Consider the following 16498-nt stretch of genomic DNA (forward strand, 5'->3'; position numbering starts at 1 on the left):
TATTTTTTCTGATTAATTATGATACCATAAAAGTAGAGGTGATTTTATGCATGTGATTGAAATCAACGATTTGAAGAAATACTATGGCAACAAACGCGGTTTGGAAAAAGCGAGTTTGTATGTCAATAAAGGCGAAATCTATGGTTTTATTGGACCGAATGGGGCTGGCAAAACCACATTGATCCGTATTTTGTTGGGGTTATTACCAAAGGACACTGGGGTTGCGAGAGTCTTAGGGATGGATTGTAAGATGGCCGAATCAAAAATTCATGAACAGATTGGGTACATGCCTTCAGAAGCTGCTTTTTTCCCTGAATATAAAGTGAAAGAATTGATTGCTTTCTATTCAGCCATTCGTCCAACCAATCCAGCGTATGTCCAAAAACTGGTTGAAACGTTAGACATCGACGTTGAAAAAACATTCCAAGCGTTATCGTTTGGTAATAAGAAAAAAATTGGCATTTTGATCGCTTTGATGCATGAACCTGAACTGCTCATATTAGATGAACCTACCACGGGATTAGATCCACTCATACAAAAACAATTTTTAGGTTTATTATTAGAACTCAAAAAACAAGGTAAAACCATTTTCTTATCGAGCCATGTCTTATCCGATATTCAAAAGGTATGTGACCGTGTTGGTCTCATTAAAAATGGGGTGGTCATTCTTGAAAATGATATGCACATCCTTAAAAAAGAAGAGCATAAAATCGTCGAATTTACCCCGTATCAAGCGATTCAAATCGATGGCATGACCGATTTTCAAACAACCACTTCAGGGGGCACCTTTAAATACCGTGGACAAATGAAACCACTCTTACAAGTCTTGAGTCAATGTGAATTTACCGACCTTGTCATACGTGATGTGACCTTAGAGGAAATCTTCTTAAGCTACTATGAAAGTGAGCACGCCCATGTATAAAACACTGTTAACAATGGAATTCAGACGTAATTTAAAATCCACACTGATTTGGTCTATTGGTGTATCCACGATGATTTATTTGATCATCGTACTATACCCGATGGTGAAAGATATCTATGCTCAAATCCCGGAAGAATTGATGGCCATCATGGCACAATTCGGGGGTGTGCCTGAGGATGTCCTTGAATATTACGCGACCGAAGGTGCGATGATGTTACAACTCTTCGGTGCGATTTTCGCTGCGTTGTTGGGGTTTAATCTAATTTCAACCTTTGAAAAAGAACGTTTGGCTGAAGTGATTTATACGCAAGGTATCCCTAAAAAGACATTCTATTTATCTAAATTGAGCTTGCTAGTCATCATGGTGCTCATATTCACCATCATCAACGCTTTAATTGGGTATTTGGGATTCATTACGATTGATGAACGTTTTAGTTTTGGCGATTATATGTGGTTTTCCTTGTTGAATGGCATTATGTATTTGTACACAGCGTTATTGGGGTTTATTTTAGCCTTATTGTTAGATAAAGACATCAAATCGATGGTGGCGATCGCGATACCATTACCGCTATATATTTTAGCGATTCTTTCCACCTTAACCGATAACGATTGGTTGAAAGCACTGAAATATGTCAGTCCATTTACCTTTTCTGACCCGGTGGCTATTTTGAAAAATCAAGACCCCTTTGAATACATCAGTTTTTTGGTTTTTACAGGCTTGACTTTGGTTGGTTTGGTCTATGGATACTATCGCTATCAAAAACGCATTTCTGTTTCGTAATCGATAAGTTTAATGAAAACAAATCATAACAAGTTATGTTATACTATTTAAGTAAGGGAAGGTGATTGTATGTCATGGGGTAACGAATCTAGAATCATCGGCGAAAAAGTTTCTGTCGTTGGTGAGAAGGAAACTGGCGTCATCACAAGAATCGATGTGGATCGTCGTCTCGTCTACGTTTTATTCAAACGTATGAGAGAAGTGGCTTATCCATATCCAGAAGCGTTTGAACAAAACTATCTGATTTTAAAACTGAACGCAAACAAATAATCTACCAATGCGTGGATTATTTTTTTTAGGAGGTTATTTAAATGTTTCCAAACTACACAAAATCCATCTTAAATGTGTCGACGACACTCTTAGACCATTATGGGGTAAACACCCATCACGCCACCTTAGATGTATTGAAACCCTACATCCAAGGTAAAAAGCATATCATGTTGATACTGTTGGATGGCATGGGCATCAATATTCTCAATAATATCGATTCAAATACACTCTTTAGAAAAAACGTTAAAACCGCGTTGACAGCGGTTTATCCACCGACTACCGTCGCCGCGACAACATCGGTATTATCGGGCTTAACCCCCTACGAACATGGCCATATCGGCTGGACACAATACAACCGATTTGAAGATTGTCATACGGTTGTCTTTTTAAACAAGGATTTTTATGATGAGACCCATGTTTTAAAAGAAAACTTCAAAGATACACACCTAAAATATGAAACCATTTTGGAAAAAATCCAACGTCAAAACCCATCTTTATATGTCAAAAAATTGTTTCCTGATTTTGAAATAGGCGGGTTTAAAAGCTTTGATTTGATGGTCGACGCATTGATTCAAATCCAACAAAAAGAAGCGTCCTTTACCTATACCTATTGGACGGAACCTGACTACACCATCCATGATGAAGGTGTCTTCAATGACAAAGTCAAAACCCAAGTTCAATATTTGAATGACCAAGTCGAAAGACTGTATCAAAATGTTTCAAAAGATACGTGTATCATCGTGATTGCTGACCACGGACTGGTCGATGTTGAAGGCATTCCATTATACAATCATCCGATATTAGATCTACTTGATAGAAAACCGTCTGTCGAGCCAAGAAGTACGGCTTTCTTCGTCAAAAAAGATCAAGAACAAGCCTTTGAAGCGATGTTTAAACGTCATTTTAACAATCAATTTACCTTATTAAAGAAAAACGAAATTTATGATAAAAAGTTATTGGGATTTGGCGAAAAACACCCATTACTCGATGACTTTATTGGTGATTATATGGCTTTATCACACGAAAAATTTATGTTCAATATTAAAGAACAAAGCACGTTTAAAGCGCACCACGCTGGCATCCATGAAGATGAAATGATGGTGCCTTTGATTATATTAACCAAGTGAGGATTTTATGGCAACCAAGAAGAAAACAACCGTTCAAAAAGAACTCAAAAAAGTAGTACGAAAAAAAGTGAAAAAGGTCAAACAAGACCCGGCATTGATGTTGTTGCTCATCGTCGTTGTTTTGGCTTTAGCCATTGTCTATTATATATTTTTCTATCAACCACCAGCGACACAAACATATGGGTCTGAACAAAATGAAGAGGGTTATTACTATTACACGTTGGTTGAAAATAATACCTATTACTATGACGCAAACAACGATATCGGTGACGCACTGAAAACCACATTACATACCATCATAAATACAGGATTTTCACCAACCACTTATGATGATGCGAGACAAATCTTAGGGGAAGCTGACGCAGTACTTGATGACCCTTCGAAGGTGCTTGCAATCTACAATTCAGCTACCGTTTCATCGACTTGGGACGGCACCACTTGGACACGCGAACACGTCTGGCCGAACTCTCGATTGGGGATTCCTAGAGTGACTGGTTCACAGCGTAACCAGGCCTCAGACCTTCATAACTTGAGAGCCATCATTCAATCCGTAAACGCATCGAGAAGTGACCGTATTTTCACGGATAACAGCGGTGAAAATCAGATCAATGACGATGGCGGATATTACCCAGGGGATGAACACCGTGGGGATGTTGCGAGAATTTTATTTTATATGGCAGTCATGTATGATTTCTTAGAACTCGCCGATGAGGGTTTTGAAGATGGCGAAACCTACACCATGGACCGAATCACGATGGGGAAACTCTCTGTCTTGCTGGAATGGCACAAACTAGACCCTGTGGACGCGTTTGAAGTCAAACGCAATGAAGTGATTTTTAATGCCCAAGGCAACCGTAACCCATTCATCGATAAACCCGAATACGTTCATCTAATTTGGGAAAATAAAACCATCCAGGATTTGACCAAAGTCGAAACCACGACCTTCTTACCAAACCAGTCTTTTGGTTTCTTACAAATGGTTTTATAACAACAAAAAAGCCTACTCGTTTGAGTTAGGCTTTATCTTTTAAATGGTACACCCTCACGGGCTCGAACCGTGGACCCAATGATTAAGAGTCATTTGCTCTACCAACTGAGCTAAGGGTGCATTTTTTCAGCACGAATATGATAACATACTAATTTTTTAAAATCAACCCTTATATGCGAAAAAAGTTTTGGGTAAACGAGTCATTTGTTGTATAATAGAAAATAATCTATTAAGGAGACGCACCGATGATCGATTTATTTAATGACTATCAACCCAAATCGGATTTAGAAGTATCTGATTTAGCCTATATTATGGACGCCATCAAGCACTATGGGGTAGCGCTATTTGAACGACACCCAGCCATGCATTTTTCGTCCTCAGCGATGATTTTTAACGCAGCCATGACCAAAACCTTATTGATCTACCATAAGTTGTATGATTCATGGGGTTGGACAGGTGGACATATGGATGGCCAACAAGACTTCTTAGCTGTCGCGATCAAAGAAGCTCAAGAAGAAACAGGATTATCCAACTTTAAAGTTAAAAGCACACAACCTGTCAGCATCGAAGTATTGCCGGTGTGGTTTCACTATAAAAAAGGAAAACCTATCTCATCACACCTACATTTGAATGCCTCATTCATATTGATTGCGGATGAAAATGAACCATTGAAACAAAATGTCGAAGAAACCCATGGTGTACAATGGGTTGAATTATCCAAAATCACCGAGTATGTATCGGAACCAGAAATGTTACCGATTTATAAGAAAATCATCGAAAGGGGATTACTATGAAAAAAGCCATTTTATTTGATTTAGATGGAACACTCTTAAACACATTAACGGACTTAACGAACGCTATCAACTACATGTTGAGCCATTTTAACTTTGGTACCATGACAGAAGAAGGTGTCAGACGACTCTTAGGCAATGGGGCGAGACAACTCGTCGAACTCGCGATTGGTGAAGAAGTATCGAAAGCAGATTTTGAAACCTACTATAACTTCTATGATGCGTATTACCAAGCCCATAGCGAAGAAGCCACTGCGCCTTATGAGGGGATTCCAGAAGTCCTAGAAGCGTTTAAAAAACGTGGTTATCGTTTAGCAGTCATTTCAAACAAACAAGACGCAGCCGTCAAACAATTGATCAAACGTCAATTCCCTGGTTTATTTGAGTTTGCGTTAGGGGTGACGGAGGATGGCATTAAGAAACCCGACCCACGCATGGTTGAAAAAGTGTTGAAAGCGATGGATTTGAAACCAAATGAAGTGTATTTGGTGGGTGATTCTGAAGCGGACATAGAAACCGGTAAGAGTGCGAAACTTGAAGTGGTTGCTTGTTTATGGGGCTTTAGAGATATGAAAGATTTAGCACCATTAAAACCAGAATTCATTGTGGGTAAGCCATACGATTTATTAAAAGTAATCTAAAAAAAAGAGGGAAATCCAAGTGCGGATTTCCCTTTATTATTTAGCTGTACCATCGCGATCAAAACGCATGTGTAATAATACTTCCGTGAATGGGATTACCCCAAGCAATACTGCGACTTGAACATAGGATAAAATGAGGACGAAATTCTCGTAGTATATCCATGTTTGTAGGCTAAATGCCAGTCCGATGGAAGAAGGTAATAAACCAAACCCCATCCAAAGGTAATATTGACCGGAGAACGCGTGAGCGAATCGCCAAGTCATCTCGTTTTTCATCGACATTCGCGTATTATAGCCAAAATATCGATTGAATTTTGGTGGGTATTTGATGAAAATAAAACCAATCAAGATCATGGTAAAACAGAGTATCAAACTCATGATTAAAGATAAAATCAACATAGGGTTACCTCAACGCTGTATTTGTACTTTTAGAATACCATAAGTGGTATGGTTTTATCTACACTGAATGATGAGATAACTGTAACCCGGGACTTCAAAAGTATCGCCAATGACATTCAAATGGGTCTCAATGTTGATGCCTTGAAGTGGTTTTGGTAATACCACGATATGAGCCTGTTCATCGCTGTTAAGGATGAATATGAGTTTTTCTTGACCCGTTTTTTCAAACACGATGGTTTGATTTAAATCATCATAGGTCACCCATCTGAAATCGGATGAACCAAAGGCAGTGTATTTTTTACGCCAGTCAATCAACTGTTTGATGCGTGATTTAAAGTTCAAATCTTGTTTGGATTCGTCCCAAATCATACAACGTCTGTTATCCGGGTCATGATCACCAGTAAGACCAATCTCACCACCATAATATATGGTTGGGGTACCTGGAAACGCAAACATGAATAGATAGCTTAAGAATGCCAAGTCTTTGTTTTCTTTAGAACGGTGTAAAATACGACCTGTATCGTGAGAATCTACCAGGTTAAACATATTTTCAGTGATTTGTTGTGGGTAAGAAACCAGTAATTTATTGGTTAAGCGAACGAGTTCGGAAGCGGGAATTCTTGGGATATTGACATCATGGCCAAAGAATTGCCAAATCAAATAGATGAGTTCATAGTTCATGACAGTGTCGATTTGATCCCCGCCCAACCATGGGAATGAATAATCCCAGTTTTCGCCAAAGATGAACGCATCTTTCTTGGCTTGTTTGACGGTTTGTCTAAAGGCACGCCAGAAATCATGAGAGACCTCATTGGACACATCTAAACGCCAACCATCAATATCGTATGATTCAATCCAGTATTTCGCAACCTCGAGTAAATGCTGTCTAGCCAGTGGGTCTTCGGTATTCCATTTAGGCATATAAGGGGTGAAAGCGAATGTATGGTAATTTGGAATCAAACCACGGTGATAGATGGGTTTGCCTTTCGCATTCAGCTCAAAATTGAGCATCGGTTCGTCTTTAACGAAGAAACTGTTGTAGTACTTAGAAGCTTTACCATGCTTGACCACGTCTTGGAAGAAGGGGTGGTCATACCCACAGTGGTTGAATACGGCGTCTAATACCACACGAATGCCACGTTTGTGGGATTCGTTTACCAAACGTTTAAAATCATCGTTGGTACCAAAATCAGGGTCGATTTGGAAATAATCGGTGGTATCGTATTTGTGCGCACTCGGGGATTTAAAGATGGGTGTAAAATAAATCCCTGTAATACCAAGGTCTACCAAATAATCCAAGGATTCGATGATGCCTTCGATGTTACCACCAAAGAACATATGGTTGGTCACTTTTTCGGCTGGGTCACCCCAAGCATGTGTGGGTTGATTGGTCGCGTTTTGGCTGCGTCTAAAACGCTCAGGGAAGATTTCATACCAAATGGTGTCTTTTACCCAACTTGGTATGGAAATCACATCGACTTCATTTAAAAATGGAAAGTTGAAATAGTTGAATAGGTTGTATTTTTTCTTTTGATTGGTATCGGTGCTTAAATCATAGGTCTCTCTAACCCCATAAAGATAGTGATCGTCTAAAACAAACGCGTATTTGATGCGTTTGTGTTCAGGTTTTATGGCTAAAAAGTAGTAATCGTATTCATGATCTGAGAAACGTTTAATCATCTCTAAATCATTGGCCGATTCTTTTTTCCAAACCCAGTGAAGTTGTGCTTCATCGATGGGTTCATAACGGAAAGGATCCCCATAAACCAACTTCACAGATTGAAAGTCATCATGGGCAGTTCTTAACCAAATATGGAGTGTATTGGCATCATAAGCATAAGCCATTTCGGATTTGCTTTTATGGAGTAGTGCATCTTTATTCATAGGAAACCTCACTTTAGTGTATTCTTTACACTTCTATATTATACAAAAAATTGAAACGCTTTCATGGATTATTTACATGTAACGCATTACAACCTCTTTACAGACAAAAAACGGTTTTTGATGTGATATCATAATCTTGAGCATAAGGAGTGATGATATGTCATTTTACGAGAAAAAATGGTGGAAAGAAGCCATTGGATATCAAATTTATTTACGCAGTTTTAAAGATTCAAACAATGATGGGATTGGTGACATTCCGGGCATCATTGAAAAACTCGATTACTTAAAAGATTTAGGGGTCAATCTCTTATGGATTTGCCCATTTTATAAATCACCAATGGATGACAATGGTTACGATGTCTCCGATTTTTACGACATCTCTGAAGATTATGGTACCTTAGAAGATGCGAAAAGATTGATTCTTGAAGCCAAGAAAAGAGACATTCGCATCATCGCTGACTTGGTCATGAACCAAACCTCCGATGAACACCCATGGTTCATTGAATCGAGAAAGTCTAAAGACAACCCATACCGTGATTACTACATTTGGCAAAAAGGAAAATTAGTCAACGGTATTGAAGTTGAACCAACCAACTGGGCTTCTTTCTTTGGTGGGTCTTGTTGGCAAAAAGATGACCTCACGGGCGAATATTACATGAAGATATTTTCGAAGAAGATGCCAGACCTCAATTGGGCAAACCCCAATGTTCGAAAAGGCATGTTCGAGATGGCGAAATTCTGGTTGGATTTAGGGATTGATGGTTTTAGAGTGGATGCGGTCGCACACATTGCGAGAAGCACAACCTTTGAAGACTCGACCATGGAATCCAGTTCCAAATACAAACCAGACTGGCGTAAGTTTTCTAATTTACCGAAGTTACACGACTACCTCAATGAATTCAATCAAGAAGTACTTAAAGATTACGATGTCATGACCGTTGGTGAAGTCGGTGGAGGAGCTCTACCTGCAGAAGCCATCGAATACGCTGGATTACAACGCGATGAACTCAACATGGTATTTAACTTTGACCACAACTGGTGTAATAACGTTTGGGATTTAAAGAACCCAGACGATGAAGTCATCACCAATTTAGCCCACATGAAAGATATGTTTGAAAAGTGGCAAACCAATCTTTATGGTAAAGCATGGAATCCACTCTATTGGTTAAACCATGACCAACCACGTGTCATGAGCCAATATGGCAATGTCAACAAACGCGTATTGTCGGGGTCAATGCTCGCCACAGCCTTATATTTTATGTGGGGTACCCCATTCATTTATCAAGGCGAAGAAATCGGGATGACCAACTACCCATTTAAGACGATTGATGATTTTAATGACGTCTCAGTCAAGAATAGTTATCAAATCGCCATATCAGAAGGTCAAGACCCAGCCCGTTATATCGGATTTACGGCACACCGTTCAAGAGACAATGCACGTACACCAATACAATGGAAGAATGCCCCATATGGCGGTTTCTCAACGGTTGAGCCATGGTTCCATGTCAATCCAAATTATCCAGAAATCAATGTGGAAGATGAAGAAAAAGACCCTAAATCCCTATTAAATTACTATAAACAAGTCCTTAAACTTAGAAAGAATCCACGCTACAAAGATACGTTTGTCTATGGAACCTACAAACAATACTTAAGAGATGACAAGCATGTTTATGCATATTTAAGACAACATGGTGCTCAAAAAGTGTTGGTAGTTACCAATTTCTTTGATGTTGAATCGAAGGTATCCCTTGATTTTGAAATCGATCAAGTGTTGTTATCCAATTACGACGCTCATAACTACCATTTGAAGTCTTTACAATTAAAACCATACGAATCGTTCGTTGTCTTAGTGAAATAATACCCAAAACCATTGGGTATTTTTCTTTTGTGGTGTATAATTTAGTTATCTAATATAGTTAAGGTGGTTCAACCCAATGAAAAAAACCATGATTGTTTATACGTTTAGCCTGTTGGTTATGCTGGTCGGTTGTAATACAAGACAACCTGTGACTGAAGTAACCCTGAATGGTACTTATGAGCTGGTGGATTTTATCAGTTCAAACATCAACATTGGTGAACCCGTTCATAATCCTTATACCGATGATTATCAACGGGTCATCCATATCGAAGAAAACGCAGTGACCATCCGTGATATAAATTACACGAATCAAACCGAACAAGTCTATGACTATACCATCATCATGAATTATGGGTATTACATTGACATCGAAAACGACGATACCAAATATGTTCAACGGATTTATACAGATGCTAAAGCTGGTATCCTCGAAATCATTGAAAATGATACAGAGACCAAACACTTCATCTTCAGTAAATACGAACAACCCGATCAAACCCTCATACCCAATGGTACCTATGAAATATACGCAGCGTTTGGTGTCGCTTATGGACAATTGGTAAAACCGGAAGTGTGGACCCAATTTGACTTGAAAATCAACGGTTCGAAAATATCATTTATAAGACAGGTAGTTGGTGAAGCTGTAGAACGCAGTGAAGGTAATTATCGAGGTGGCGTGATTGCGATCATGACCAATATGGGCGACCATGATGAGTATTTAGAGTATGATCCGAGTGAAAAAACGTTGACGTATACTGAAAAATTCTACTCATTTTCACAACCCGAGCTCAATCGAGATTATTACTATATTTTTAAATTGAAATCATAAACAGTCCCCTAAAAGGGGATTTTTTTTGATTTGAAGGCCGTTTTGAGTTCAAAATGGGCAAAACAAAAAAAAAGTTGAGATTTTCAGTCATATGGATATAACTTTTTTTTAATGAGTGATAAAATGTAATAAAGTTTAAAGATATGGGGTGATTTTATGAGTTTTACTGCAGCAGAGATGTTACAGTATCTGAATTACGCAGCCTTAGGGGTGATTGGACTCGCCATGTTCTGGGGGTTCATCCAAGGTTTTTACAAATCCACCTTCTTTCTTATTTGGACTGTAGGCATTTTAGTCGTTGGTTTCTTCACGATTCCGATGCTCGCCGGCATGGTCATGAAAGTAGATCTTTCAGCATACCTTGCATCAGTTCCAATTCCAATAGAAGGATTGGTCATTACGAATATCCAAGATACAGCTATTAACTACTTAATCGATATGCAATCAAATCTAGCCAATGTGCTGGTGGAGGGTTCCGATGCATTGGCGTTGGTGGTTGGGGTCATTCAAATGGCCGTCAGCTTGGTGTTATTCATTCTATTGTTTATTCTGAATGCGACCGTCTTCAAATTTGTCGGTTGGATTATATGGATGATTATCAAGCCTAAAAAACGCGACAGCAATGGTCGTAAGAAGAGAAAAACATTCGTATCCCGCTTGGGTGGTGCCGGTATTGGCGCACTTAGAGGGGCGTTCTCTGTTTTACTCATTTCGTTACCGTTTGCTGCATTGGTATCTTTGAGTAGTGGTTTGGATCTCGCAACCACGGTTTCATCTGAGCCACAATATCAATTGATGTTGGTGAATGATGAACTTGTTTTAGTAGAGGTTCAACAACCGATGATGGAAACCAGTGAATTACTGGATGAAGTCAAGGCATTCTTAAGCGAATATCGTACAACTTATGTCGGTATGATTGCCGGTTATGTGAAAATCGATGAAGTCGCTTTGGACGAATATGTATTTGATGAAGTCTTCAGTGTTAGAGTTCAATCTGACAATTTAGATACACAAATCAAGTTCCGTGCTGAAATGGAAAAAGCATTGGACGCTATTGCGTTATTGGTCGAAGCCAATGGTGGATCCACCACATTTGGTGATGATTTTATTTATAATTTAGACCCTGAAACCGCCGGTGAAGTCTTTGAATTGATTACCAATTTAGACATCATTGAAGTGGTGATTCCAGTCGGACTTGAATATTTAGTCAACAGTGGCGATTTCAACGAAATGTTGGAAGGCTATGAAGATTTATTTGAGTTAGACGATTTAAAAGCCATCGATTACATGAGAGACTTAGGTTTATTAGGCGATGTTTTTGTGAACGCATTATCTTTAGTTCAAGAACAAGCAGTCCCAATCGATGAACTCAATTATTTCTTATTTGACGGTGAAACTGTCGTATCGATTTTTGATGCGTTGGGTGAACTAGACTTGATTGAATATGGTCTACCCATTGGGTTAAACTTCTTGATTCAATCGGAAGCGGTTCAACAAACATTTACCGATTTAGGCATTACCTCTGATGATATTACACTACCAACCGGAGAAGAGCTTCAAGCCGATTTCGCGAATATCGCCAATATTTATTTGGCGGTTCAAGCGATGGGCTTCACTTCGATGGATGATTTTAATAATTTAACCGATCCAGCTGTTTTAAATGCAGTTCCGGATCAAGCGATTGCTGATTTGTTTGACGCGATCTTCGCGTTCTCCATCATTGAAAACAACTCATCGGTTGCCTCTGAATATATTTTCAATTTCATATCTGAAAGTTTACCACCAGAATTCCAAGGATTGATTACTTTAGCAGATATCTCTGATAACTTTAACGCCAATGAAATCACGAATTTGATTTTGTTAGCGAAAGTTGTTGTCAGCACGGGTATTTTGGATCTCGTTAATGATACGGAAAATCCAGATTACAGTGTCATTCTTTCGGATGAAAATATCGCAGCGATCGTTGCGAAAATCAGTGAAACTAATTTGATTACTTCTAAGATGAACGATGTCATCGCTCAACTCTTGGCAGGTCTCGATTTAGGTGTTACACTTGAAATTCCTAGTACCATTGACTGGGCAGCAGAATCTGGTCAAACTGAACTTACGGCGTTATTAAAAGGCGCACGTGAAATTTTAGCTTCTGACATCATTTCTGGTGATTTAAGTGCCCTTAATGACACCATGGCTGACAATCTCTCGTCCTATATTTCGGATTCTATTGTCATTCGTTATAACTTAAATGCCATCTTTGAAATGGCGCTATCTAGCCAAGAAGGCTTAAGCGATTATGAAATTGCTTTACCTGAAACTTGGGAAGATTGGACTGAAGTTGAAATCAATTCCTTGTTGAAAGCAGCCATCATCCTATCTAGCGCAGGTAGTGATCCAAATGCATTATTGGCCTTAACTGAAGCTCAAATCAATACCATAGCGAAATCCAAAGTCATCGCGAATACATTTAGAAATGTGTTCTTGACCATGGTGGATACGGGTGGCGATTTGGAAGGCATGTTGTTCGTCCCAGAAGGTTTAACTTGGTTCTCAACCGAAAATACCACTGGCGAACTTGAATACTTGTTATTAGCCCTACAATCCATCATACCTGGTGGCGACATCAATAACATCAATGTGGATTTAAATACATTAATGACTGCCGATGTCGATGCGTTACTCAGATCTAAAGTCATAGAAATGACCTTGGTTGAAACCATCGTTCCGATGATTGAAACGGGTGATTTATCGGCTTACATTTCAACCACTCTACCAAATGGTGATGACTATGTTTGGTATCAAGGTGTCGATGAAACCTATCCAGACGGCGACCTTAAACCGTTATTAGAAGCCATTCAAGGTCTATCCGATTTAGGTATTTCATTTGATGCACTCGATTATGATGCCATCACAACTGCATTGGCGGATGAACAAGCCATCCAAGACTTAAATGATTTACTCTTATCTTCACGTGTATTACACAGTTCACTCGACAAATTATTCACTGAAGTGTTGACCACCAGTGGATTAGACGTCACCTTAGATAACAGTGACGATCCTACCTTCTGGCAAGGTACTGAATCAGAAGATGGTGAATTGATTAAATTACTCAGAGCTGTTCAATTGATTGGTACCGATGAACTCGATCCGAATACCATTAGCAGCCAATTCTTAACCGATTTATTGGATACTGAATCGACCATCGTTCGTGTCCTCATTTCAAATGTGTTGAAAGATACCATTACCAACATCCCTGCTGGTGCATTGGATGCAGAAGGCAATATCACACAAGTAGAATTGAGAGCCATCGCGACGGCATTATCACAATTTGGATCGGTCAATGAAATATCTACAATTGATCCAGCAACTGTCGACGCAAGCATGTTAACCAGCTTGTTAGATGCGAATTCCTTAATCGTGAATCGACAAATATCCGATGCCATTAAAGGGGCAGTCACCAATATTCCAGCTGCAGCATTAGACGCAGAAGGGGATATCACTTCAACTGAACTTAGAGCAATCGCGGATGCATTGTCACAATTCAACTCGATTGATGAGATTTCGAATATCGATGCGACTTCAGTGAATGCAACCATGCTTAGCAACTTACTCAATGCCGGTTCATTGATCATCAATCGTCAAATTTCTGATGCGATTAAAGGTGCCATCACCGATATTCCTGCTGCAGCACTCGATGCTGAAGGCGACATTAAAGGCACTGAACTCGACGCCATCGTGGTTGCATTAGCTAACTTTGGTTCTGTCAATGAATTATCGAACATCGATGCAAACACCATCGACGGTGATTTATTGAATGATTTATTAGATGCAAACTCATTGATTGTCAATCGTCAAATCTCGATAGCGATTAAAGGCGCGATTACCGATATTCCGACCGGTGCATTAGACGCTGATAACCATGTCACAACTACCGAACTTAGAGCAATTGCTGCGGCATTATCTAATTTCAACTCAGTGAATGAATTGTCTAGTATCAGTGCAAATGACATCACATCCGCATTATTGAATGATTTATTAGATGCTGAATCGTTGATTGTAAACCGTCAAATCTCGGTGGCCGTTAAAGCAGCCATTACCGACATTCCAGCGGGTGCATTGGATGCTGATAACCACATCACAACCACCGAACTTAGAGCGATTGCTACCGCATTATCCAACTTCACATCTGTCAATGACATGTCAAGTATTGATGCAAATAGCATTAACTCTACCTTCTTGAACAATCTGTTAGACGCAGAATCCTTGATCGTCAATCGTCAAATCTCGATTGCTGTTAAAGGTGCCATTACAGATATCCCAGCAGGTGCTTTAGATGCAGATAACCACATTACGGTGACTGAACTCAGAGCGATTGCCACTGCATTGTCTAACTTCACCTCTGTCAATGATATGTCAAATATTGATGCAAACAGCATCACATCGACCTTCTTAACAGACTTGCTAGATGCTGAATCCTTAATCGTGAACCGTCAAATCAGTATTGCCATCAAGGGTGCGATTACCGATATCCCTGCGACCGCATTAGATACTGACAATCACATTACCGAAACTGAACTCAGAGCCATCGCAACCGCGTTGTCTAACTTCACATCGGTCAATGATATGGCAAGTATTAGTGCAAATGACATAAATGCAACCTTCTTAACGAACTTGCTCGATGCTGAATCCATCATCGTTAACCGTCAGATTTCTGCAGCAGTCATTGGTTCAGGTCTTGATATTCCTGCAGCAGCTTATGCGTCTGTAGACGATATCACTGAAACAGAATTAAGAGCATTAGCCGCTGCATTGGTTCATGTCGGTTCTGTGGATCAAGTATCTAACATCAATGCAAGTAGCATCAACTCAACCTTCTTGACCAACTTGTTGGATGCGGAATCCTTAATTGTAAACCGTCAAATCTCAGCAGCAGTCATTGGTTCAGGTCTAGATATTCCAGCAGCAGCGTATGCGTCTGTGGATGACATCACCGAAACCGAATTAAGAGCATTAGCTGCAGCGTTGGTACACGTCGGTTCTGTGGATCAAGTATCTAACATTGATGCTAATAGCATTAACTCAACTTACTTAACCAACTTATTGGATGCTGAATCCTTAATCGTTAACCGTCAAATCAGCTCAGCGATCATCAATTCAACGATTGAAGTTCCGTCTGGTGCACTAGAAACAGCAAATGACATTTATGAAACTGAACTCAGAGCATTAGCCGCTGCGTTGGTTCATATTGGTTCAGTCAGCGATGTTTCAAATATTGATGCAAACGACATTGATTCAACATTATTGAACAATCTATTGGCCGCAAACTCACTCATCGTGAATAGACAAATTTCATCTGCAATCATTGGTTCTGGCTTAGCTATCCCATCCGATGCTTATGAAACCGTCGATGACATCACCTTGACTGAACTCAATGCGTTGGCCGATGCATTACAATACATCTCTGGTGGCGTTGCTGGTATTGCAAACTTAACTGCAAGCACCATCACTGGATCACTCATCACCAACTTACTCAATGCGAACTCCGTCATCGTGAACCGTCAAATCAGTTCAGCCATCATCACAGCTGGATTGACTACAGGTAACACCGATGCCATCGATAACAGCGTGGGTCCAAGAAATGGTGAAGTGAAGAACATCGAAATGGTCGGATTGGCAGAAGCCTTAACCGCTATGGGTCCTACAACAACCGTTGCAGACCTATCTAGCTTGAGCCCTGCAACCGTCGCAGCCTTAGATGACGCAACCATTGATATTATGTTTGGTGCAAACTACACCATCATTTACTACAAACTTGAAGCAGAAATGAGAAACAATGCGCTTTATCTATTGACCCTTGATAATTCCGATTATGAAGGTGGCAACCCAGCTAACCGCATCCTCAGAACCACACTAGCTGCTGACCTCAAGTCTGGTGTATACGCATAATGAATGCTTAATAGAATTCCCTCATCGAAAGATGGGGGAATTTTTTTCATCTTGGAAGGTGTTTTGTG

General features: G+C 39.7%; 12 protein-coding genes and 1 tRNA gene. 10 read left to right on the top strand and 3 right to left on the bottom strand.

From position 1 onward, the window contains the following. Window positions 1-46: 46 nt before the first annotated feature. From N7548_RS04445 to N7548_RS04465, 5 genes are all read left to right on the top strand, one after another. Complete coding sequence (locus N7548_RS04445; protein ID WP_263608240.1) at window positions 47-922, top strand: ABC transporter ATP-binding protein; 876 nt, start codon at window positions 47-49, stop codon at window positions 920-922. Next, on the top strand, window positions 915-1703 hold the full coding sequence (locus tag N7548_RS04450; RefSeq protein ID WP_263608241.1) for an ABC-2 transporter permease: 789 nt from the start codon (window positions 915-917) through the stop codon (window positions 1701-1703). Before N7548_RS04445 ends, N7548_RS04450 begins: the two co-directional genes overlap by 8 nt. Window positions 1704-1772: 69 nt before the next feature. Then, on the top strand, window positions 1773-1973 hold the full coding sequence (locus tag N7548_RS04455) for a hypothetical protein (RefSeq protein ID WP_263608243.1): 201 nt from the start codon (window positions 1773-1775) through the stop codon (window positions 1971-1973). Window positions 1974-2014: 41 nt separating this feature from the next. Beyond that, the gene (locus tag N7548_RS04460; RefSeq protein WP_263608244.1) at window positions 2015-3100 is read left to right on the top strand and encodes an alkaline phosphatase family protein; all 1086 of its coding nucleotides are present in this window, start codon (window positions 2015-2017) and stop codon (window positions 3098-3100) included. Window positions 3101-3107: 7 nt separating this feature from the next. Continuing rightward, on the top strand, window positions 3108-4088 hold the full coding sequence (locus tag N7548_RS04465; RefSeq protein ID WP_263608245.1) for an endonuclease I family protein: 981 nt from the start codon (window positions 3108-3110) through the stop codon (window positions 4086-4088). A gap of 44 nt (window positions 4089-4132) precedes the next feature. Here N7548_RS04465 and N7548_RS04470 read toward each other — a convergent pair. Next, window positions 4133-4208, bottom strand: a tRNA-Lys gene (locus tag N7548_RS04470). Between the two features lie 125 nt (window positions 4209-4333). Between N7548_RS04470 and N7548_RS04475 the strand changes: the two genes are divergently transcribed. Together N7548_RS04475 and N7548_RS04480 are read left to right on the top strand one after the other, a co-directional pair. After that, the gene (locus N7548_RS04475) at window positions 4334-4882 is read left to right on the top strand and encodes an NUDIX hydrolase (RefSeq protein ID WP_263608246.1); all 549 of its coding nucleotides are present in this window, start codon (window positions 4334-4336) and stop codon (window positions 4880-4882) included. After that, the gene (locus tag N7548_RS04480) at window positions 4879-5520 is read left to right on the top strand and encodes an HAD family hydrolase (RefSeq protein ID WP_263608247.1); all 642 of its coding nucleotides are present in this window, start codon (window positions 4879-4881) and stop codon (window positions 5518-5520) included. The genes N7548_RS04475 and N7548_RS04480 overlap by 4 nt, the downstream gene beginning before the upstream one ends. Before the next feature lie 36 nt (window positions 5521-5556). On the opposite strand, the gene N7548_RS04485 is transcribed toward N7548_RS04480, so the two are convergent. Together N7548_RS04485 and N7548_RS04490 are read right to left on the bottom strand one after the other, a co-directional pair. Then, a complete protein-coding gene (locus tag N7548_RS04485; RefSeq protein WP_263608248.1) occupies window positions 5557-5919 on the bottom strand; it encodes an SdpI family protein in 363 nt (120 codons plus the stop codon). 54 nt (window positions 5920-5973) lie between these two features. Next, window positions 5974-7803: a glycoside hydrolase family 13 protein gene (locus N7548_RS04490; protein ID WP_263608249.1), complete on the bottom strand. Its 1830-nt coding sequence runs from the start codon at window positions 7801-7803 to the stop codon at window positions 5974-5976. Window positions 7804-7960: 157 nt separating this feature from the next. Here N7548_RS04490 and N7548_RS04495 point away from each other — a divergent pair, with 157 nt between their 5' ends. From N7548_RS04495 to N7548_RS04505, 3 genes are all read left to right on the top strand, one after another. Further along, window positions 7961-9661: a glycoside hydrolase family 13 protein gene (locus N7548_RS04495; protein ID WP_263608250.1), complete on the top strand. Its 1701-nt coding sequence runs from the start codon at window positions 7961-7963 to the stop codon at window positions 9659-9661. A 76-nt stretch (window positions 9662-9737) separates the two neighbouring features. Continuing rightward, entirely contained in the window at window positions 9738-10490 is a 753-nt protein-coding gene (locus tag N7548_RS04500; RefSeq protein ID WP_263608251.1) for a hypothetical protein, read from the top strand. Window positions 10491-10646: 156 nt separating this feature from the next. Beyond that, a complete protein-coding gene (locus N7548_RS04505) occupies window positions 10647-16430 on the top strand; it encodes a beta strand repeat-containing protein (protein ID WP_263608252.1) in 5784 nt (1927 codons plus the stop codon). Window positions 16431-16498: the final 68 nt, after the last annotated feature.

The organism is Paracholeplasma manati, assembly GCF_025742995.1.
Lineage (GTDB): Bacteria > Bacillota_I > Bacilli_A > Acholeplasmatales > UBA5453 > Paracholeplasma > Paracholeplasma manati.